This is a genomic window from Janthinobacterium sp. SUN100 (genome assembly GCF_030397705.1).
Lineage (GTDB): Bacteria > Pseudomonadota > Gammaproteobacteria > Burkholderiales > Burkholderiaceae_D > Janthinobacterium > Janthinobacterium kumbetense.
The window spans coordinates 88,811-108,873 of the sequence record NZ_JAPUBU010000004.1; the positions used below are offsets into that span (position 1 = coordinate 88,811).

The 20,063-nt window shown below is 61.8% G+C and carries 17 protein-coding genes; 7 read left to right on the forward strand and 10 right to left on the reverse strand.

The window, feature by feature from the left end; translation table 11 throughout:
• Positions 1-83: 83 nt before the first annotated feature.
• Complete coding sequence (locus O0881_RS20465) at positions 84-1,097, reverse strand: M48 family metallopeptidase (protein WP_289912717.1); 1,014 nt, start codon at positions 1,095-1,097, stop codon at positions 84-86.
• Position 1,098: 1 nt separating this feature from the next.
• Complete coding sequence (locus O0881_RS20470; RefSeq protein WP_289912719.1) at positions 1,099-2,151, reverse strand: YjgN family protein; 1,053 nt, start codon at positions 2,149-2,151, stop codon at positions 1,099-1,101.
• Positions 2,152-2,314: 163 nt separating this feature from the next.
• On the opposite strand from O0881_RS20470, the gene O0881_RS20475 reads away from it, so the two are divergent.
• The 3 genes from O0881_RS20475 (at position 2,315) to O0881_RS20485 (ending at position 4,289) form a co-directional block, all read left to right on the forward strand.
• Positions 2,315-2,986 carry a glutathione S-transferase gene (locus tag O0881_RS20475; RefSeq protein WP_289912721.1) on the forward strand — a complete coding sequence of 224 codons (672 nt, stop codon included), beginning with the start codon at positions 2,315-2,317 and terminating at the stop codon, positions 2,984-2,986.
• Positions 2,987-3,057: 71 nt separating this feature from the next.
• Positions 3,058-3,831: a 5'-3' exonuclease H3TH domain-containing protein gene (locus tag O0881_RS20480; RefSeq protein ID WP_034778849.1), complete on the forward strand. Its 774-nt coding sequence runs from the start codon at positions 3,058-3,060 to the stop codon at positions 3,829-3,831.
• A gap of 50 nt (positions 3,832-3,881) precedes the next feature.
• The gene (locus tag O0881_RS20485) at positions 3,882-4,289 is read left to right on the forward strand and encodes a response regulator (protein ID WP_077409312.1); all 408 of its coding nucleotides are present in this window, start codon (positions 3,882-3,884) and stop codon (positions 4,287-4,289) included.
• Here O0881_RS20485 and mnmA read toward each other — a convergent pair.
• Positions 4,286-5,407 (reverse strand): tRNA 2-thiouridine(34) synthase MnmA, encoded by a 1,122-nt coding sequence (gene mnmA, locus O0881_RS20490; RefSeq protein WP_289907283.1) that lies wholly within the window; start codon positions 5,405-5,407, stop codon positions 4,286-4,288. The two genes, O0881_RS20485 and mnmA, sit on opposite strands and share 4 nt — an antisense overlap.
• Before the next feature lie 41 nt (positions 5,408-5,448).
• Positions 5,449-5,928, reverse strand: a complete 480-nt coding sequence (locus tag O0881_RS20495) for an NUDIX hydrolase (RefSeq protein ID WP_010401817.1) — start codon at positions 5,926-5,928, stop codon at positions 5,449-5,451.
• A 412-nt stretch (positions 5,929-6,340) separates the two neighbouring features.
• On the opposite strand from O0881_RS20495, the gene O0881_RS20500 reads away from it, so the two are divergent.
• From O0881_RS20500 to O0881_RS20510, 3 genes are read left to right on the forward strand one after another with little or no spacing between them, the layout of a single operon-like run.
• Positions 6,341-7,453, forward strand: coding sequence for a Re/Si-specific NAD(P)(+) transhydrogenase subunit alpha (locus O0881_RS20500; RefSeq protein WP_099389220.1), 1,113 nt, complete (start codon positions 6,341-6,343; stop codon positions 7,451-7,453).
• A 38-nt stretch (positions 7,454-7,491) separates the two neighbouring features.
• On the forward strand, positions 7,492-7,806 hold the full coding sequence (locus O0881_RS20505; protein ID WP_034778841.1) for an NAD(P) transhydrogenase subunit alpha: 315 nt from the start codon (positions 7,492-7,494) through the stop codon (positions 7,804-7,806).
• A gap of 8 nt (positions 7,807-7,814) precedes the next feature.
• Complete coding sequence (locus tag O0881_RS20510) at positions 7,815-9,269, forward strand: NAD(P)(+) transhydrogenase (Re/Si-specific) subunit beta (protein WP_099666245.1); 1,455 nt, start codon at positions 7,815-7,817, stop codon at positions 9,267-9,269.
• 45 nt (positions 9,270-9,314) lie between these two features.
• Here the strand turns inward: O0881_RS20510 and O0881_RS20515 are convergent, their stop codons facing one another.
• The 6 genes from O0881_RS20515 to ltrA form a co-directional block, all read right to left on the reverse strand.
• On the reverse strand, positions 9,315-10,268 hold the full coding sequence (locus O0881_RS20515; RefSeq protein ID WP_077408800.1) for a sensor domain-containing diguanylate cyclase: 954 nt from the start codon (positions 10,266-10,268) through the stop codon (positions 9,315-9,317).
• A gap of 115 nt (positions 10,269-10,383) precedes the next feature.
• Positions 10,384-11,526 (reverse strand): UbiH/UbiF/VisC/COQ6 family ubiquinone biosynthesis hydroxylase, encoded by a 1,143-nt coding sequence (locus O0881_RS20520; protein ID WP_289912724.1) that lies wholly within the window; start codon positions 11,524-11,526, stop codon positions 10,384-10,386.
• Positions 11,527-11,535: 9 nt separating this feature from the next.
• A complete protein-coding gene (locus O0881_RS20525; protein WP_289913240.1) occupies positions 11,536-12,858 on the reverse strand; it encodes an aminopeptidase P N-terminal domain-containing protein in 1,323 nt (440 codons plus the stop codon).
• Positions 12,858-13,577, reverse strand: a complete 720-nt coding sequence (gene murU / locus O0881_RS20530) for an N-acetylmuramate alpha-1-phosphate uridylyltransferase MurU (protein ID WP_289907286.1) — start codon at positions 13,575-13,577, stop codon at positions 12,858-12,860. The genes O0881_RS20525 and murU overlap by 1 nt, the downstream gene beginning before the upstream one ends.
• 198 nt (positions 13,578-13,775) lie before the next feature.
• Positions 13,776-14,843, reverse strand: coding sequence for a phosphotransferase (locus O0881_RS20535; protein WP_289912725.1), 1,068 nt, complete (start codon positions 14,841-14,843; stop codon positions 13,776-13,778).
• A gap of 124 nt (positions 14,844-14,967) precedes the next feature.
• A complete protein-coding gene (ltrA, locus tag O0881_RS20540; protein ID WP_289912726.1) occupies positions 14,968-16,671 on the reverse strand; it encodes a group II intron reverse transcriptase/maturase in 1,704 nt (567 codons plus the stop codon).
• A gap of 1,144 nt (positions 16,672-17,815) precedes the next feature.
• On the opposite strand from ltrA, the gene O0881_RS20545 reads away from it, so the two are divergent.
• The gene (locus O0881_RS20545; protein ID WP_289907287.1) at positions 17,816-20,053 is read left to right on the forward strand and encodes an LPS-assembly protein LptD; all 2,238 of its coding nucleotides are present in this window, start codon (positions 17,816-17,818) and stop codon (positions 20,051-20,053) included.
• Positions 20,054-20,063 lie beyond the last annotated feature (10 nt).

Consider the following 20,063-nt stretch of genomic DNA (forward strand, 5'->3'; position numbering starts at 1 on the left):
CTGATAACTGATGAGTCTACCTTCGATTCACGGAACGTGCTGGCTGGAAAGAACGCGGCGCCCGCTGGACGCCGCGTGGGTGCTTAGCGTTGTGCAGCGCGGATGCGCTCGACCCGTTCGGCGCTGGCCGGATGGCTCGACAGGTACGGCGTGCCGTGGTCCAGCTTGCCCAGGGCGACAAACACTTGCGCCAGGTGTTCCAGCGGGATGCCGTTCTGGCGCAGCATGGCGATCGCGTAGTCGTCCGCATCGCGTTCGACATCGCGCGAATACTTCAAGTCCAGCAGCAGCGGCGGCAGGGTCGCCACCACCGTCGACACGTCGCCGAACAGCAGCGCGGCGCCGGCGCCCACGGCCGAAGTCTGGATGATGCGCCGCGTCAGGTGGCGCTGCTGCAAATGTCCCAGCTCATGCGCGAGCACGCCCATGATGGCCTGGTCGTCCGGCAGCAGTTCGATCATTTCATCGGTCAGCACGATGTCGCCGGACGGCAGGGCAAACGCGTTCGGGCCGATCTTGCTCTTGCGAAACACGATGCGGTGCTCGGGCGTGCTGTCGCCGGGCGTGGCCAGGCGGGCGAACTGGGCGCGCAAGGCTTGCTGGCGCGCGCCATCGAGCTGGCTGGGCGCGAATACATGGCGGTCCAGCATGTCGAGCACGCCCTGACCCAGCTGCCGTTCGACGGACTGCGGCAGGGTGTACGCGATGCCTTTGGCCGCCAGCGGCAGCAGGTATTGATAGCTGAGCCACAGGGCCACGATGGTGGCCACGGTGGCCAGCAGGGCGCCGCGCCAGCTTTGCTGCAGCCGCACCACCCAGCCGTCGCGGTGGCCCGTGTCGTGCAGCAGGCTGTTGAAGGCCGCCTGGTCGGCGATTTCCAGGTAGGCGCCATCGGCAAAGCTGACCTTGCGCACGGCGTGGCTGCTGCGTTCGGACACGTGCAGCTCGTCCAGCGGGCAGCTGCGCTCGATGTCGCCGGCCAGCACGGCCTGGCCATCGCGCACGCTGAGCGTGACGTGGTACAGGCGCGAGGTCTGGCCGTCGAAATAGCGCGCGGGCACGGGGGCCGCGCCCGGCGCGTGGTGATCGAGCGTCATGCTACAGCGACAGGTCGAAGTCCAGCAGGTCGACCACGCCTTCGCCCGTGGCCGATACTTGCTGGCCCGTGGCGGCGACAAATTCGTCCAGGCTGCCGTGCACCAGCATGGACGTCGCTTCCAGGCGGTACTTCAGCCAGCGCACATGGGCGAATGGCGTAAACAGGCCCAGGGTGACGACGATGCCCAGCAGGTTGCTCAGCATGACGAAGGTGGTGCGGCCCCACGTCAGCTGCGACTGGAACTGGTGCTGCTGCAGGCGCGTGTGGTTCCAGATCAGGTTCTGGATCATGGTCAGGAACAGCGGCAGCACGGTGAACGCCCACAGGTACAGGGCGCCGATGGCAAACAGTAGGCTGCCAACCTTGGTCTTGTCATTCGCATTGGCCGCAAACGAGGCGAACACGCTGCCGAAGACGACGAAAATCAGGACCAGCAAGCCGCCCAGCAGCAGGGCGAAGAACAGCAAATAGGTCTTGTAGAAGCTGCCCACCGTGGCGTCAAAGCTGAAATGGGTGGCGCCGAAACGGCTTTGCGTGTGCTGGAAGCGCTTCAGGCGCTGGTGCAGGAAAGGCGTCATCAGGCCGCCCGTGAAGGTATTCAGGATGGGCAGCCACAGGAAGTACTTGTAGGCTTCCTTGGCGCTGCCGCCAAAGCCGAAGCGGATGCCGCGGTAGCTGGTGTTGTACAGCTTGAATTGCAGGCTTTTCCAGACCAGCCAGGGCAGGATGGCGGCCAGCAGCACGAACATCAGCAAGCCCACGATGGGCGAGACCTGGAAGGCGATGTTGTAGCCGGCGATCAGCACCACGGCGGCGATGCGGCCTTTCAGGATGGCGACGGCGTTGCCGTGGTATTCGAAGCTGCCGCCCGCCAGGTGGGTGCTCGAATAAAAGTAGCGGTTGCGGCGCACCTTTGCCCAGGCGGAATAAATGCCCAGGGTGACGATGCTCAGCAGCAGGTTGACGATCCAGATACGGAAGTATTCGCTGCCGGTGGCACTGAAGGTGATGGCTTCTTGTCGGGGAGGTGTGTTGTTTGCGTCGAAATCCACAGGGGTTTCCTTACTTATTGGAAACAAAACAAGATAAGGGATTATTGAAAAGTTATCAATTGAAAATACTGTTTTTCGCAATTTTTTCGTCGATTCGCTTGCGCTGACCCGATCCGGCCATCCCCGGCTATACTGGAACTCAACCATTGTTACCGGGAAAACCATGATCGTCGTCCACCATCTGAACAATTCGCGCTCGCAGCGCGTGCTCTGGCTGCTCGAGGAACTGGGCCTCGACTACGAGGTCAAGCGCTACCAGCGCGACCCGAAGACCATGCTGGCGCCCGCTTCGCTGAAGGCCGTGCATCCGTTGGGTAAGTCGCCCGTGATCACGGATGGCGCCAACACCATCGCCGAATCGGGCGCCATCATCGACTACCTGGTCGAGCGCTACGGCAATGGCCGATTGATCCCGGCGGCGGGCACGCCGGACAAGCTGCGCTGGACCTACTGGCTGCATTTCGCGGAAGGTTCGGCCATGCCGCCGCTGCTGCTGAAGCTGGTGTTCGACAAGGTCGAGTCGTCGCCGATGCCGTTTTTCGTCAAACCCATCGCGCGCGGCATTGCCAGCAAGGTCAAGAGCAGCTTCATCATGCCCAATATCAACAGCCAGCTGGCCTACATGGAAGCGGAGCTGGAAAAAACCAAATGGTTTGCCGGCAATGAATTCACGGCGGCCGACATCCAGATGAGCTTTTCGCTGGAAGCGGCGGCCATGCGCGGCGGACTCGACGAGCGCCTGCCGAAGCTGACGGCCTTCCTGCAGCGCATCCATGCGCGCCCGGCCTACCAGCGCGCGCTGGAAAAAGGCGGGCCCTACGATTTCGCCAAATAAGCGGCATTCAAGCCCGATGTGCGGGGAACCATACGGTAAAATGCCCGATTCAACCAGTATCCACTTACCGCATGGCCAGACTCCTCGCTATCGACGGCTTGAATATCGTACGCCGCGTCTACGAAGCCAGTCCTGAACCCGATTCCGACCTGAAGGCGGAGATCGCGCTGCGCCATGCGCTGTCGTCGTTCCGCACCCTCATCAACGACCACGAGCCGACGCATATCCTGCCGGCCTTCGACTTTGGCGGCCCCACCTGGCGCCACGCCCTGTATGCCGGTTACCGCGAGGGGCGCCAGCCCATGCCGCAGGTGCTGCGCGACGCCTTGCCCGGCTTCTATGCCACGCTGGCCAGCTTCGGCATGCACGTGGTCAGCATTCCCGAGGTCGAGGCCGACGACGTGATCGGCACGGCCGTCATGCGCTGGCTGCACGAGGGGCGCGGCGCGGCCGTCATCGCCACCACCGACAAGGATTTGCACGGCTTGATCGCCCACGGCGCGCTCGTGTGGGACCATTTCAAGGGCGTCTGGCACGACCACGCCTGGGTCGAGAAAAAGTTCGGCGTGCCGCCGGAACTGCTGCCCGACCTGCTGGCGCTGATGGGCGACGTCACCGACAGCATCCCCGGCGTGTCGAAGATCGGCCTGAAGACGGGCGCGAAACTGTTGCGCGCCTACGGCAATATCGATGCCGTGATGGCCGGCGCGGGCATTTTGCCCGGCGCGCTGGGCGAAAGCCTGCGAAAAGAGCGGGAAATACTGTATCTTTCAAGAAAGTTAGTGGCGCTGAAAACGGATGTCACGTTAGGCGTGACCTGGAACAAGCTCGTGTGGGAAAAATAGAGCTCTTTTGGCCAGAACACGGAATAAATCAAGCAAGGAAAGTAATCATGATGTTAAAGACAGTCCTGATCGATAGCAGCGCCGTGGCGCGCGGCCTGCTGAACACGGTCCTGACCGATGGCGGCTACGATGTCTGCGGGCAAACGCATACCAGCGCGCTGGGGCTGGCGCTGCTGGTCAAGCACCACCCGCATTTCGTGTGCATCGCGCGCGAGCAGGTGGAAGACGGGACCAATGTGGTGCAGACCATCCGCGCCCAGTATCCGAAGACGCTCATTTTCATGGTTTCGGGCGGCATCGACGCCGCCTCGCTGCAGGCGGCCCACGCCATGGGCGTGTCGGGCTTCATCGTGAAACCCTTCATGGCCGACACGGTCCTGAAAACCGTGCGCAATACGGTCATTGCCATGGTGCGCAAGCAGCAAGCCCTAGCCGCCGCCGCGCAAGGCAATTCCTAGCTGCCAGCCAAACCCGTGGCACTGGCGATGATGCCGCCGCCGAGGCACACGTCGCCGTCATACAGCACGGCCGACTGGCCCGGCGTGACGGCCCATTGCGCCTGGTCAAACGCCAGGCTGAACAGTTCATTCCCGTCCGGCAGCAGCTGGCAAGCCACGTCGGCCTGGCGATAGCGCGTCTTGGCGCTCAAGGCGCCCGCCTGCGGCGCGCTGCCTGCCACCCAGCTGGCCTGGTCGGCCGTCAAGGATGGCGACAGCAGCCACGGGTGGTCATGGCCCTGCACCACCCACAGCGTGTTGTTGGCGATATCCTTGCGCGCCACATACCAGGCGTCGCTGCTGCCGTCCGCGTTCTGGTACGACTTCACGCCGCCGATGCCGATGCCCTTGCGCTGGCCCAGCGTATAAAAACTCAGTCCCACGTGTTCGCCCACGGTCTTGCCATCGGCCGTCTTCATGGGGCCCGGCTTGTACGACAGGTAGCGGTTCAAGAATTCGCGGAACGGGCGTTCGCCGATGAAGCAGATGCCCGTCGAATCCTTCTTTTGCGCGTTCGGCAGGGCCAGTTTCTCGGCGATCTGGCGCACTTGCGTCTTCGGGATTTCACCGAGCGGGAACAAGGTCTTGGATAGCTGCGCCTGATTTAACCGGTGCAGGAAGTAGCTTTGATCCTTGCTGGCGTCGACGGCTTTCAGCAGCTCGTAGCGGCCCGCATCGGTGGGCGCCTGGCGCACGCGCGCATAGTGGCCGGTGGCGATCAGGTCGGCGCCCAGGGTCATGGCGTGGTCGAGGAAGGCCTTGAACTTGATTTCGGCGTTGCACAGCACGTCCGGGTTCGGCGTGCGGCCGGCCTGGTATTCGCGCAAAAAATCGGCGAACACGCGGTCCTTGTATTCGGAGGCGAAATTGACGGCTTCGATATCGACGCCGATGACGTCGGCCACGCTGGCCGCGTCGATCCAGTCCTGGCGCGTGGAGCAGTATTCCGAATCGTCGTCATCTTCCCAGTTTTTCATGAACAGGCCGATGACTTCATAGCCTTGTTCCTTCAGCATCCATGCCGCGACCGAGGAATCGACCCCGCCCGACATGCCGATAACGACTTTCTTCTTGCTCATCTTGCTTTCCAGTTACTTTAATAATATGGCAATGCGTGTTGCTATGCGCTATTGAAAACGGACGCATGCGTGTGCAGCAGGGCCAGCGGCGCGCGCCGGCCCGCCAGGTATTCGTCCACGCACTGCAGCACCAGCGGGCTGCGGTGGCGTTCCTGGCACGCCGCCAGCTCGTCGCGCGTCATCCACAGGGTGCGGATGATGCCTTCGTCCAGCGGGCGGTCATGCTCGGCGCCGGCCGTGCCGCAAAAGGTGAAGCGCAAATAGGTCACGTCCTCGCCCGTGCGCAGTGACTGATAGCGCGACATGTACATGCCGACCAGTGCTGTGGGGATGAAATCGTAGGCCGCTTCTTCCAGCGTTTCGCGGATCACCGCCTGTTCCAGCGACTCGAACGGGTCGAGGTGACCGGCAGGCTGGTTGAGCTTGATGCCTTCGCTGGTCTCTTCTTCAATCAGTAAAAACAGGCCGTCGCGCTCGACGATGGCGGCAACGGTGACAGAGGGTTTCCAGATTCTCGGCATGATTCCATCCTTGAAAGAGCCGACATTTTATCTTGTTCTGCGCGCGCGGTTTGAACCCGGCCTTCTGTTGCGCGGACATATTGATAAATGACAACGTTTTAGCAAATAGCGGTGGGAGGTACTTACGTCTTTCCCGGGGAGCGCACTAGCATGGGGGCTTAGTCGCCAAGATGGCAGGAAACGCCCGCTAATATAGGCTTTCCCTGTGGCCAAAACAAGCGCGCACGCACGCTCGACTGTGGTGAGATTGACACACCTTTCCCACAATATGGGCGCCGCGCCGCATGGTGAAACGAATCGTGGGATGCTGGTGAAATTAGTGTCGTACGACTAAAAGTTGCTGGTTCACAAACGTTTAACGCGCTGCTTTCCGTGTTAGATTCTAGTCAGTTTATCAATTAGCGGAGGCATCATGAGGATAGGCATACCGGCCGAAACACGGCCTGGTGAAACACGGGTGGCAGCAACGCCCGAGACAGTCAAGAAGCTGGCAGCCAAACATCAGATCGTCGTGCAATCGGGAGCGGGCCTGCAGGCATCGATTCCCGACGACGCGTATGCCGCCGCCGGCGCGCAGATCGGCACCGCCCAGGAAGCCTATGGCTGCGCCATCGTGCTCAAGGTGCGCGCGCCCGATGCCGATGAACGGGCCCTGATGGCCAGCGGCACGGTGCTGATCGGCATGTTGAACCCGTTTGACGCGGACAATATCGCCGCCATGGCCACGGCCGGCCTGTCCGCCTTTGCGCTGGAAGCCGTGCCGCGCATCACGCGCGCGCAGTCGATGGATGTGCTGTCGTCGCAGGCAAATATCGCCGGCTACAAGGCCGTGCTGGTGGCGGCCAACACTTACCAGCGCTTCATGCCGATGCTGATGACGGCGGCCGGCACCGTCAAGGCGGCCCGCGTGCTGATCATGGGCGTGGGCGTGGCAGGACTGCAGGCGATCGCCACGGCCAAGCGCCTGGGCGCCGTCATCGAGGCGTCCGACGTGCGCCCGCCCGTCAAGGAACAAGTGGAGTCGCTGGGCGCCAAGTTCCTCGACGTGCCTTTCCTCACGGATGAAGAAAAAGAGATCGCCAAGGGCTCGGGCGGCTATGCGCGTGCCATGCCGGCCGACTGGATGCGGCGCCAGGCCGAACTGGTGCATGAACGGGCGAAACTGGCCGACATCATCATCACCACGGCGCTGATCCCCGGCCGCGCCGCGCCCGTGCTCATTTCCGAAGAAACGGTGAAAGCCATGAAACCCGGTTCCGTCATCGTCGACCTGGCCGTGGAGCAGGGCGGCAACTGCCCCCTGTCCGAACTGGGCAAGACGGTGCTCAAGCACGGCGTCTACATCGTGGGCGAACCGAATCTGGCGACCCTGGTGGCGGCCGACGCTTCGGCCCTGTATGCGCGCAACGTGCTGGACTTCTTGAAGCTCATCATCGACAAGGACGACCAGTTGCTGATCGACCGCGAGGATGAAATCATCAAGGCCAGCCTGGTGTGTGCGGGCAGCGAAATCTTACGTAAATAAGTTACAAAAACAACGCGGCACCGGGAGAGAACCACATCATGGAAATCAGTCACACCATCATTAACCTGATCATCTTCGTGCTGGCCATTTATGTCGGCTACCACGTCGTCTGGACCGTCACGCCGGCGCTGCATACGCCGCTGATGGCCGTCACCAATGCCATTTCCGCCATCATCATCGTCGGCGCCATGCTGGCGGCCGGCCTGACGCAAGGCCCGCTGGCGCAGGCGGCCGGCACCCTGGCCGTGGCCTTGGCCGCCGTCAACGTGTTTGGCGGCTTCCTCGTCACGCAGCGCATGCTCGAGATGTTCCGTAAAAAAGAACCGAAAGCCAAGCAAGGAGCAAAAGAATGAGTCACGCCATGAGCTTCGTCACCCTGAACCTGGTGACGATGATGTACCTGATCGCCTCGGTGTGCTTCATCCAGGCCTTGAAAGGCCTGTCGTCGCCCTCGACGGCGCGCCGCGGCAATGCCTTCGGCATGAGCGGCATGGCCATTGCCGCCGTCACCACCGTGGCGCTGATCCTGAAACTGAAGGAGCAGCAAGCGGGCGGCATGGGCCTGACCCTCGTCATCATCGGCATCGTCACGGGCGGCGCCATCGGCGCCTACCTGGCGAAAACCGTGGAAATGACGAAGATGCCGGAACTGGTGGCGGCCATGCATTCGCTGATCGGCCTGGCGGCCGTGTGCATCGCCGTGGCGGCCGTCTCCGAGCCATGGGCCTTTAATATCGCCAAACAGGGCGAGGCGCTGCCCATCGGTAACCGCTTCGAGCTGTTCATCGGCACCTTTGTCGGCGCCATCACCTTCTCCGGTTCGGTGATTGCCTTCGGCAAGCTGTCGGGCAAATACAAGTTTCGCCTGTTCCAGGGCGCGCCCGTCAGCTTCAAGGGCCAGCACATGCTCAACCTGGTGCTGGCGCTGGTGATGATCGCGTTGGGCCTGGTGTTCTGCTTTGCCGACGGCGCCGAGCCGGCCTGGACGCCGTTCATCGTCATGGCCGTCATCGCCTTTGCGCTGGGCGTGCTGATCATCATCCCCATCGGCGGCGCCGACATGCCGGTGGTGGTGTCCATGCTCAACAGCTACTCGGGCTGGGCCGCGGCCGGCATCGGTTTTTCGCTGAATAACTCGATGCTGATCATCGCCGGTTCGCTCGTCGGCTCGTCCGGTGCGATCCTGTCGTACATCATGTGCAAGGCCATGAACCGCTCGTTCTTCAACGTCATCCTCGGCGGCTTCGGCGGCGATGCGCCGGCCGCCGGCGTGGCGGGCGCGCAGGAACAGCGTCCCGTGAAATCCGGTTCGGCCGACGACGCCGCCTTCATCATGGGCAATGCGGAAACCGTCATCATCGTGCCCGGCTACGGCCTGGCCGTGGCGCGCGCGCAGCACTCGCTGAAAGAGCTGGTGGAAAAGCTCACGCACAAGGGTGTCACCGTCAAGTATGCGATCCACCCCGTGGCGGGGCGCATGCCGGGCCACATGAACGTGCTGCTGGCCGAGGCGGAAGTGCCGTACGACCAGGTCTTCGAGATGGAAGACATCAACGGCGAATTCGGCCAGACGGACGTGGTGCTGGTGCTGGGCGCGAACGACGTGGTCAACCCGGCGGCGAAAGACCCGAAATCGTCGATCGCCGGCATGCCGATCCTGGAAGCCTACAAGGCCAAGAGCATCATCGTCAACAAGCGTTCGATGGCGTCCGGCTATGCGGGCCTGGACAACGATTTGTTCTATCAGGCGAACACGATGATGGTGTTCGGCGACGCCAAGAAGGTGATCGAGGATATGGTGAAGGCAATCGAGTAAAGTCTCCCGGTGCAGGAGGAGCGGCCCGCCTTGCGCGGGCCGTTTTTATTGGCCGGCCGCTGCCGCGACGACCTGGTTGCGTCCCTGGTGCTTGGCGACATACAGGGCCTTGTCGGCATCCGACATGGCCGCATCCAGGCTGGCGCCTTGCACCAGCGGCGCCACGCCGATACTGATGGTGACGTGCAGCGGGGAACCGTCGGGCAGCACGGTGACCGCCGCCGCCACGGCTGCGCGGATGCGTTCGGCCACCTGGTGTGCCTGCTGCAGGCTGGCGTCGGGGAACAGCAGGCCGAACTCCTCGCCGCCGAGGCGCGCCGCCACGTCGGTGATGCGTCCCGTGTCGCGCAGCGCCTGCGCCACCGTGCGCAGCACGGCGTCGCCCACGGCATGGCCATAGCGGTCGTTGATCTTCTTGAAGTGGTCGAGGTCGGCCACGCCCACGCTCAGGGCGGCGCCGCTGCGTGCCGCGCGCGCCATCGCCTGCTCGGCTTGCGCTTCATAGGCGCGCCGGTTCGGCAGCGACGTCAGCGCATCGTGCAGCGCCTGCTGTTCCAGCTGCGCCAGCAGGCTGGCGTTTTTCGCCGCCAGTTCGCGCCGTTCGCGCACGTCGAGCAAAAAAGCGCCGAAATAGCGCATGCCATCGACCACGCCCAGGTCCATCGCCTTCATTTCGATGGGGATCATTTGCGTGTCGCGGTGGCGGATGGCGAATTCGCGTATCTTGCCCAGCACGCTGGAGGTGCGCGAGCTGCGGATGTAATTGAGCACGTGGTTGTCGTGCTGCGCGCCGACGGCGTCAGGCAGCAGGCCGTTCAGGGTCTGGCCCAGCAATTCCCCGCTGGCATAGCCCGACAGCGTTTGCATGGCGCCATTGATATAGCGGATGCGGCATTGCTCGTCGATGATGATGACGGCGTCGAGGGCGTCTTCCAGCAGGCGGGAAAAGAGGACTTCGGGAAGAGCGGCAGGCGGTGCTGCGGGCAATGCATCTGTCATGGAACGGTCGCCAAAAGCCAGGTGACAGCCATTGTCGCATCCGCGGGCCGTTTACTCCATGCCGGATCGCCCGCCTGTTTCTTTTTCGCCCGTGCCCTTTCCTTATTGCTAAGACTTAGCGGCGGCCGTACATCATCAGCTCGGCCAGCGTCTTGCGCGCAGGGGGAAATGCGTCCAGCAGGCCCAGCGACAGGCCCAGCAAGCCTTGCGTGGGCGCGCTGCCCGTGAAGATGCGCGCCATGGTGTCGGTGACGCGCACGGTCAGCCCCCGGTCGGCCTGGCGCAGGCTGGCGTAGCGTTCCAGCCCGGCCGGGCTGCTGTCCTGCGCCAGCACGCGGGCCAGCACGGCGGCGTCGCGCAAGCCCAGGTTCAGGCCCTGTCCCGCCACCGGATGCAGGGTTTGCGCCGCATTGCCGATGGCCACCGTGCGCGCCGTGCCGCCCGCCTGGGCGTTCAGGCCCAGCGGATAGGCCAGGCGCGGCGTCGTGTGGGTAAACCGCCCCAGGCGGCTGCCGAAGGCGACGCCCAGGCGCGCCAGGAAGGTTACCTCGTCGAGCGCCAGCAACTGTTCCGCGCGCGTGGGCGGCACGCACCAGACCAGCGCGTAGCCGTCGTCCTGCGGCAGCAGGGCCAGCGGCCCTTCGTCGGTGAAGCGCTCGTACGCGCGGTGGGCGACGGGATCGCTGGTGCGCACGTGGGCAATGATGGCGCTTTGACCATAATCGCGGCTGACGGCGCGTTCCGGCTGCTGGCCGAACAGGCCGCCCTCGGCCTGCACCAGCAGGCTGGCGCGCAAGCTGGACGCGGCGCCCTCCCGTTCCAGCTGCACGCTGACGCCATCGGCGTCTTCCGTGCTGCCCGTGACCAGGGCCGGGCGCAAGCTGGCCACGCCCAGGCGTTCGCACACGTCGGCCAGCGCGCTGACGACGGCGCCGTAACGGACCACATAGCCGAGCGCCTCGACGCCATGCTCGCCGCGGTCCATCAGGCTGCGCCCGAACTTGCCGCGGCGCGAGACGTGAATCTGGTGAATCGGCGTCGCTGCCACGGGCCAGGCGCCCGCTTCCTCGAGAATCTGGCGGCTGCCGTGCGACAGGGCGATGGTGCGCGGGTCGCGCCTGGCTTGGTCGAGGGATTTGGCGTCGAGCAGGGCGATGCCGGCGGCGCGGCTGCCGCGCTGCACCAGCAGGGCGGCCAGCGCCATGCCGACGGGGCCGGCGCCGCAGATGGCGAGATCGAAAGTGGACGGTGTATGCATGCGGCGGCGTTAATCCTGTGACATCAGTTGTTCGATTTCAGCGACACCCTTGGGCGCCGTGCTGAAGACTTCGTGGCCTTGCGGCGTGACCAGCACATCGTCTTCGATGCGGATGCCGGTATGCCAGAACTGCTCCGGCACGCCCGCGCCGGGGCGCACATAGATGCCCGGTTCCACCGTCAGCACCATGCCCGGTGCCAAAGCGCGCCATGGCTTGCCGGGCGCGTCCGTGTCACGGTAGGCGCCCACGTCGTGCACGTCCATGCCCAGCCAGTGGCTGGTGCCGTGCATGTAGAAGGGCAGATAGGCCTTGTCGGCGATGACGTCCTGCGCGCTGCCGCTTTTTTGCCGGTCCAGCAATTTCAAATCCAGCATGCCTTGCGCCAGCACCTGCAAGGCCGCCTCGTGGATGGCGCTGTGCGGCAAGCCGGGGCGCACCATGTCCAGCGACGCCTGTTGCGCGGCCAGCACCAGTTCATACAGGGCCCGCTGCGGGCCGCTGAAACGGCCGTTGACGGGCCAGGTGCGCGTGATGTCGGAGGCGTAGCCATCGAGTTCGCAGCCGGCGTCGATCAGTACCAGCTGGCCGTCCTGTAATACCGCGTTGTTGGCGCTGTAATGCAGGATGCAGGCGTTGTCGCCGCCGGCCACGATGGAGGAATACGCGGGGAATTGCGCGCCGCTGCGCCGGAATTCGTACAGCAGCTCCGCTTCCAGCGCGTATTCGTGCATGCCGGGTCGCGTGGCGCGCATGGCGCGCGCGTGGGCCGCGCTGGAAATGGCGGCCGCGCGGCGCATCAACTGCTGTTCCTGCGTGTCTTTCAGCAGGCGCATGGCGTCGAGCATGCCATGGATGTCATGCGCGATGGCGGGCGCCGTGACGCCGCTGCGGGCCTTTTGCCGCACGTTGTGCCGCCAGACCTTGACCTGCGCATCGAGGCTGCCGCCCAGCGCATAGTAGATGGCGGGGACGTCGGCCAGCAGGCGCGTCATTTCCACGTCGAGTTCCTCGATGGGGAAGGCGGCGTCGAAGCCGAAGCTGGCGCGCGCCGCCTCGGGGCCGTGGCGGAAACCGTCCCAGATTTCGCGCTCCGTATTCTTGGCGCGGCAAAACAGGATGGCGCGCGCCGGCGCCGTGGCGCTGGCGGCCACGAGGGCCACGGCGCTGTCGGGCTCCGTAAAGCCGCTCAGGTAATAGAAATAGCTGTCGTGGCGGTACGGATAATCGCAATCGCTGTTGCGCGGCACTTCGGGCGCCGTGGCGAGGATGGCCACGCTGCTCGGCAGCATCTGCGCCAGCAGCGCCGCGCGCCGTGCCGCGTAGTTGGCCATCATGTTGCGCTGGCCTTGGCCGTGACGCCGTTGAGGGCGTCGAGCTGCGCCGGCGTGCCCACATTCGTCCACTCGCCCGGATAGACTTCGCCGCCCACGCGGCCCTGGTCCGCGTACTGGCGCAGCAAATCGCCCAGTTTGGCGTGGCTGCCGGGCGCGATGCCGTCGAACATCTCGGGACGGTACACGCCGATGTTGGCGAAGGTCCACTTGGTGTCGTCCGTATTGTTGATCGCGAACAAGGTCAGGCCGAAGTCGCCTGTGGGATGGAAGTCGGGATTGGGCACCAGGTACGTCCAGGCGATGTCGCGCTGGTCGGCCGGATACGGCGTGCCCAGCACGTCCTTGTCGGCCAGCACGTCGAGTACTTGCGTGAAATCAAAGTAGGGGCAATAGATGTCGCCGGAAATGGCGAGGAATGGCTCCTCGCCCAGCAGGTGGCGCGCCTGGGCGATGCCGCCCGCCGTTTCCAGCGGCGTGCTCTCGGGCGAATACGCGATGCGCGCGCCATACGCGCTGCCGTCGCCCAGGGTTTCCTCGATCTGGTGGCCCAGGTGGGAATGGTTGATGACGATGTCCGTGATGCCGGCGCGCACCAGGTTCAGCACATGCCAGACGATCAGCGGACGGCCGCGCACTTTCAGCAGCGGTTTGGGGCAGGTATCGGTAAGCGGACGCATCCGTTCACCGCGGCCTGCGGCAAAGATCATGGCTTTCATGGGTAGGACTCGTTTTCTGTTTTGTTCGGTAATTGTTGCGTGGCGTGAGCCGCACAATAAGTTAATTCTGCAGTAGCGACACCTGACAAAACCGTAGCGAGCGGCAGTGCTTTGTGGCCGAGAAGCGCAACCGTACTGTAGTACGGTGAGCATCGCCGGCCGCAAAGCGCGACGCGCAGTAGGTTTTGGCGGGTGTCATCAGAAGGTATAGCCGACTTGCGGCGTCTTATTCTCCAGGGCATCGAGCAGACGCACCAGCGGCTTGAGTTCCGTATAGCGGTTGGCCGTCTTGCGCACGTAGTCGAGCACGGTTGGCAGGTCGCCCATGTACAGATCCTTGCCGTCGCGGTAATTCAGGCGCGCGAACAGGCCGAGGATTTTCAAATGGCGCTGCAGGGCCGTGAATTCGAAATCGCGGTAGAAGGCGTCGATGTCGGGATTGACTGGCAAGCCCAGCTGCTTGGCGCGCTGCCAGTAGCGGATCACCCAGTCGAGCACCAGTTCTTCGTCCCACTGGAGATACGCATCGCGCAGCAGCGAGGCGATGTCGTAGGTGACGGGGCCGAAGACGGCGTCCTGGAAATCGAGAATGCCGGGATTGGGAATCGAGCCATCGTTGATGTGCATCAAATTGCGCGAATGGTAGTCGCGGTGCATGAAAACTTGCTGCTGCGACAAGATATTCGCCGTGATGGCTTCGAAGACCTTGTCCAGCTGGGTTTGTTGCACATCCGTCAAGGTGGCGCCCAGGTGCTTGCCAATAAACCATTCCGGGAACAGATTCATTTCGCGCAGGATGAAGGCGCGGTCGAATTCGGGCAAGACGTCCGGCTGGCTGGCCAGCTGGATTTTCATCAGCGACTCGAGCGCTTCCGCGTACAGCACGCTGGCATTGTCGTGGTTCAGGGCGTCGAGGTAGGTGGTCGTGCCCAGGTCGGAGAGCAGCAGGAAGCCATTCTCCAGGTCTTGCGCGATGATCTCGGGCACGGACACGCCGGCGCCTTTCAGCAAGCCAGCCACCTTGACGAAGGCGGGCACGTTTTCGCGCTCAGGCGGCGCATCCATGGCAATCAATGTACTTCCTGGCAATGTTGTATTGCCTGGCAGCACATCGAGACGGTAGTAGCGGCGGAAGCTCGCATCGCTGGAAGCGGGGCGGGCGGAATCGGGCGCAACGAGGTTCAGCGGGGCCAACCAGGCTTTCAACAGGGTCAGGCGAGCGTCGGCGGAGGCCGGCGCGGCAGGGGAATTGGGGGAGAATGACATTAAGCGGCCTGTGGAATCGGGTTGATGGTGCGGAGGGTAGGAGAACCCCATTGCTGGAAGCTCTCCCCCCTAAGAACCGTGCGTGCGACTTTCACCGCACACGGCTCAAGCATAATAAAAGTCCCTATGCAGGGACCGGCTTCGCAACGTGTAAATCGTTTGCGTGCACATTTATATGGCAATTTGGGTGCAATAATACGCGATTTCCAAGGGCGTCGGAACCTCCTGCCACACGGTGTTCCATGTGGTGGTCATGCCATCCGGTTTCCATGTTCATCTCGTATCCACACAGAGCGCACAAGCCACGTTGGTCGAGGTAGAGCTTGGCCCACTCACGCCGGTAAGACATGTTTTTCAACATGCGTTCCTGCCGAAGGGTTTCGCCGTACAGTTCCCATTGCGGATCGTAGGGGTGATAGCCGCCCTTGATCTTCGTGTGACGCAGAATCGCTGTACCAGGTAACGAGTACAGTTCCTTCATGGCCTTATTGCCATTTTTTGTGACAACGTCCGCTGCAAACACCTGATTTCCACTTTCGGTTGGGCGCCAGTATCGGTCGCGTATCCAGCTGTCGGTTTTCTTCGGATGCCTGCGCATGGCCCAGCGACGAAGCCGCCAGTACAGCAGCGACTCCATCGTCGAAAACGCCTCCTTGGCGACGACAGGGCTGTGATATTGCGCCCAGCCCCGCAGCATGGGGTTCAACAATCGAATGAGATTCTCCTGCTTCGCCCCGATGTTTTCGCTGATCGTCTTCCTCAGCTTTTCATAGAACGCTTTCATGTTCTTCTTACTTGGCTTGATGAGTAGTGTCCCGGAATATTTTCGGAAGTTCCACCCCAGGAAGTCGAAGCCCTCATCGATGTGCACGATCTTGGTTTTGGCACTGGACAGTCGCAATCCTCTGACTGCAAGAAATGCTTCGATCCAAGGCTTGATTTCCGTCTCCAGCAATTCCTTCGATCCACTGGTAACGACAAAATCGTCCGCATATCGCACGACACCGACTTTGAGCTTGCCTGCCTTTGACTTGCCGAATTTCGCACCGAGGTGCGCAATCAGTTCAGTCTCCAGCCCGTTCAACGTCCAATTCGCAAGGGCAGGGCTGATGATGCCGCCCTGTGGCGTTCCAGCTGTGGTTGCCATTAATTGCTTCCGGTCAATTACCCCGGATTTCAGCCATTTAGACAGGATCAACTTATCCATGAAGACATTGTCGACCAGCCATTGATGGTTGATATTGTCGAAAAAACCTTCGATATCCGCATCTAACACCCAGGTTGCCGACACTTTCCGACAGGTCTGGAGAAAAATTTGCGACATCGCGTCGGCCGTTGAGCGATTTTTGCGAAACCCGTATGAGTTGGGATCACTCAGCGTTTCCAAGACAGGATCCAAGGCCAGCAGGTGAAGCGCCTGCATTGCCCGGTCCCGCATGGTAGGGATGCCCAGTGGGCGCATCTTTCCATTTGACTTGGGAATAAAGACCCTCCGTAATGGCAGGGGCCGATAGCCTGGTTTCTTCAACTGTGCAATGGCAGCGAACTTCTGCGTTGCTGAGTCCCACAACTGCTGGTCCACGCCTGCGGTTCGTTTGCCTTGATTCTCTGTCACTCGTTTGACTGCCAGCGCTTTCGCGCTGAACGAGTGGGTTAGCCACCTTTGCAGCGCTTTCGCCCTGCGCCAGTCGCCTTCCTGTATCGCCTTCGTTAATCGATGCTGCATGGCTCTCACGTTGCGTTGTACGAGCCGCCAGTTGATGGCAACCCATTCAGTAGGCACGTGCGAGGACGCAGAACCGGCAAGACTGCTAGCGGTTACTTTCATGCTGAACCTCGTGTAGTTGTTCCGACGAGACACAGCGCACCCCGAAGGGTGAGCTGCCTCCCTTCGGGGTGGTTGAAAATGATGACTGCCTGGAGCCAGTACAGTCGTATGACGACTATTACACCAGATGGAAGTGGGCACCCTTTCAGGCCGGGACAAATCTTGAATCCCTATCCGGACCATTACAGCCCGGCATTCGCTTTCTCCATCCTCCTCTACCCGCTCCCCCAAGGGCGTGCCTTGCGGTTTGCTTGCCGCTATCTCGGTTCTTTGATCGAGCGGCAGGGAATCGGGCTTACCACGTTCCCAACGATATCGACGCGACAGCTACATCGCGACTGGCTGTTTAGGGCCCATCTTTCCCCCGGTGGCTGAATGACGACGTATCCCCAGAATCCACGGAGATAACCAGCCACATACCGTTTGGTTTAGGCCTGCCAGCAGCTTTGGCCTATTAATATTTACGAGGGTTCAAACGATGGTTCACATCACATTGCCCTTGCAGCACTCACCTAGCCCCTGGACCGCATCGCTGCTCGCAGTCTCCAGCCAGGCGTTCGCACGCCGGGCTGCCGGAAAAGAATGGGGGTACGTTGTCCCTGAGGCTTTGCACCCCGCCGTTACCGGCGACGCACACTCAAGTAGGTGACAGATGGTCGTACATCTGGTCATGGCAGCAGTTGCAACACTGAAGCATGACAAGATATCGAAGAGTTTCACTCGGGTATGACTCAGCTGAGAGAAAACCGAGTCTTGCAGAGAACTGTTGAAATATAGAAAATTGTAAGCAAATGTAAAATATCCACAAGCTTTGCAAATAAACTACAGTTTCAATGTTTTATGTAAACAAAACAGGCAAAGGAATAGCTACTCGCCGGTGTTTCGGCGGACGTATAAGACTGACAAGGCACCTTCTCGTAGCGTGTCTTGTCTTGCCAAGAATGGGTACTCCGGGGAGCCCCTCACTGTTTTATCACTGGTAAACCAGGGATTTGCCTGCGCAGTTCCTGCGCTGCTAGCCGTTACTGCCACGTTGCGACCGGGGCCAGCTACCCGAGCTTTAAGGCGTGTCGCACAGATTCCCATATAATAAGGGATTCAAATCAAAAAATCGCCTGTCAATGGTGCTTGCCCCTTCCAATTCATGAGCTGGTTTTCGGCCTCCCCCCCTTCGCAGCGCTGGGCTTTCGCCATCAGCGCGCTTGTCGCCGCCACGACGGTGCCTGTCCACGCCCAGAAAGCGCCGCGTCCGGTTCATGTGGAAGATCCCGACGCGCCCACCGTCATGACGGCAAACAGCATGAAGGGACGCCCCGAAAGGGAGCTCAATCTCGATCAAAATGTCGTGATCGAGCGCGGAAAAACCACAAAAATGACGGCCGATACAGCTTGTTACAAACAAGTTGAAGATGAGTTCGACGCCGAGGGCCATATCAAGATGTGGCGTTTCGGCGATTACTACACGGGCGACGTCTTGAAGCTGAACATGGAGACCGGCAAGGGTTTCCTGCTCAACCCGACATACCGCTTCGAAGTGGGCGGCGGCCAGGGCAAGGCCGAACGCGTCGACTTCATCAACCCCGATGAAGCCAATGTCATCGACGGTACCTACAGTACCTGCGAAGGGCCGAATCCGGACTGGTACCTGAAATCGAGCACCTTGAACCTCGATACGGGCCGCGACGTGGGCACCGGCAGCAAGACCATCATCTATTTCAAGGACGTGCCGATCCTGGGCACGCCGGGCATCTCGTTTTCGCTGTCGGGCGCGCGCCGCTCGGGCTGGCTGGCGCCCACGCCGGGCTTTGCCTCGAAGAACGGTTTCGAGCTGCTGATGCCGTACTACCTGAACATTGCGCCGAACCGCGACCTGACCCTGTACCCGCGCTACATCCAACGGCGCGGCATCCAGCTCGGTGCGACGGGCCGCTACATGGGCGAAACGGATGCCGGCCTGTACCAGGGCGAAACGTCGTTTGAATTCTTGCCTAACGACAAGCAAACCAAGACCAACCGCTACATGATCAAGTCCAAGCATGAGCAGGCGCTGGCCAAGGGCTGGAGCTACAGCTGGGATTTGCGCGAAGCGTCCGACAATAATTACCCGAACGATTTTTCGAAAACCGTCGCCACCGCCACCGAGCGCCAGTTGCTGCGCGAATTGCGCACCGATTACCGCACCGAGGACTGGAGCCTGACGGCGCGCGTGCAGAATTACCAGGTGCTGCAGGATCCCGATCCCACGGTGACCGTGTCGCGTCCGTATGACCGCTTGCCGGCGGTGAACTTCCACGCTGGCAAATATGACGTCTGGGGCGGCTTCGACTGGACCTTCGACGCGGAAGCGACGCGCTTCGCGCACCCGACCCTGGTGCAAGGGTCGCGCCTCGTGGCTGTGCCGCAAGTGAGTTTCCCCATCATGCGCCCTGGCTACTTCATCACGCCCAAGCTGATGCTCAATGCCAGTGCTTATCAGCTTGATAATGATGCCAGGACCAAGGCGCTGTTCCCGACGACCTCGTTTACACGCGCCGTGCCGACCTTCTCGGTCGACAGCGGCCTGGTGTTTGAACGCGACACGAATCTGTTTGGCGCCAAGGGCGGCACGCAAACCCTGGAGCCGCGCCTGTTCTATGTCTACACGCCGTACCGCGACCAGACGCAGTTTCCGAATTTCGATACGGCCGACGGCACCTTCAACCTGACGCAGATCTTCACGGAAAACCGTTTCGTCGGCAGCGACCGCATCGGCGACGCCAATCAGGTCACGGCCGCCCTGGTATCGCGCTTCCTGCAGGCGGACGGTACGGAACGCATGCGCCTGACCTTCGGCCAGCGTTTCTATTTTGCCGACCAGCGCGTGCAGCTCAATTCGACCACGCCCGTCAACCAGTCGCGCTCGGATATCCTGCTGGCCGCAACGGGCCGCGTGTCCGAGACTTGGACCGCCGACAGCCTGGTGCAGTACAATCCCAGCGATCGCCGCTTGATGAGCTATAACTACACCTTGCAATATCAGCCAGGCGCCAAGAAAGTATTGAATTTCAGCAATCGTTTCCAGCGCGGCAGTTTGCGCAATGCGGAAGTGTCGACGCAATGGCCGTTGACGGACCGCCTGTATGGCGTGGGACGCATCAGTTACTCCATCAAGGATCGCAGCATGCTGGAAAGCCTGATCGGCCTGGAATACAAGGGCGACTGCTGGGTGTTCCGCATGGGCGCGCAGCGTTTCGTGACGACGTCCAATACCGTTTCGACGCCGATCTTCTTCCAGCTGGAATTGACGGGCTTGTCGAATGGCCTGGGCCTGGGCGCGAATGGCTTGGAAACTTTTACAAAAACCATCCCTGGTTACCAGACACTGAGCCAGCCACTCCGTTAAGATAGGCACC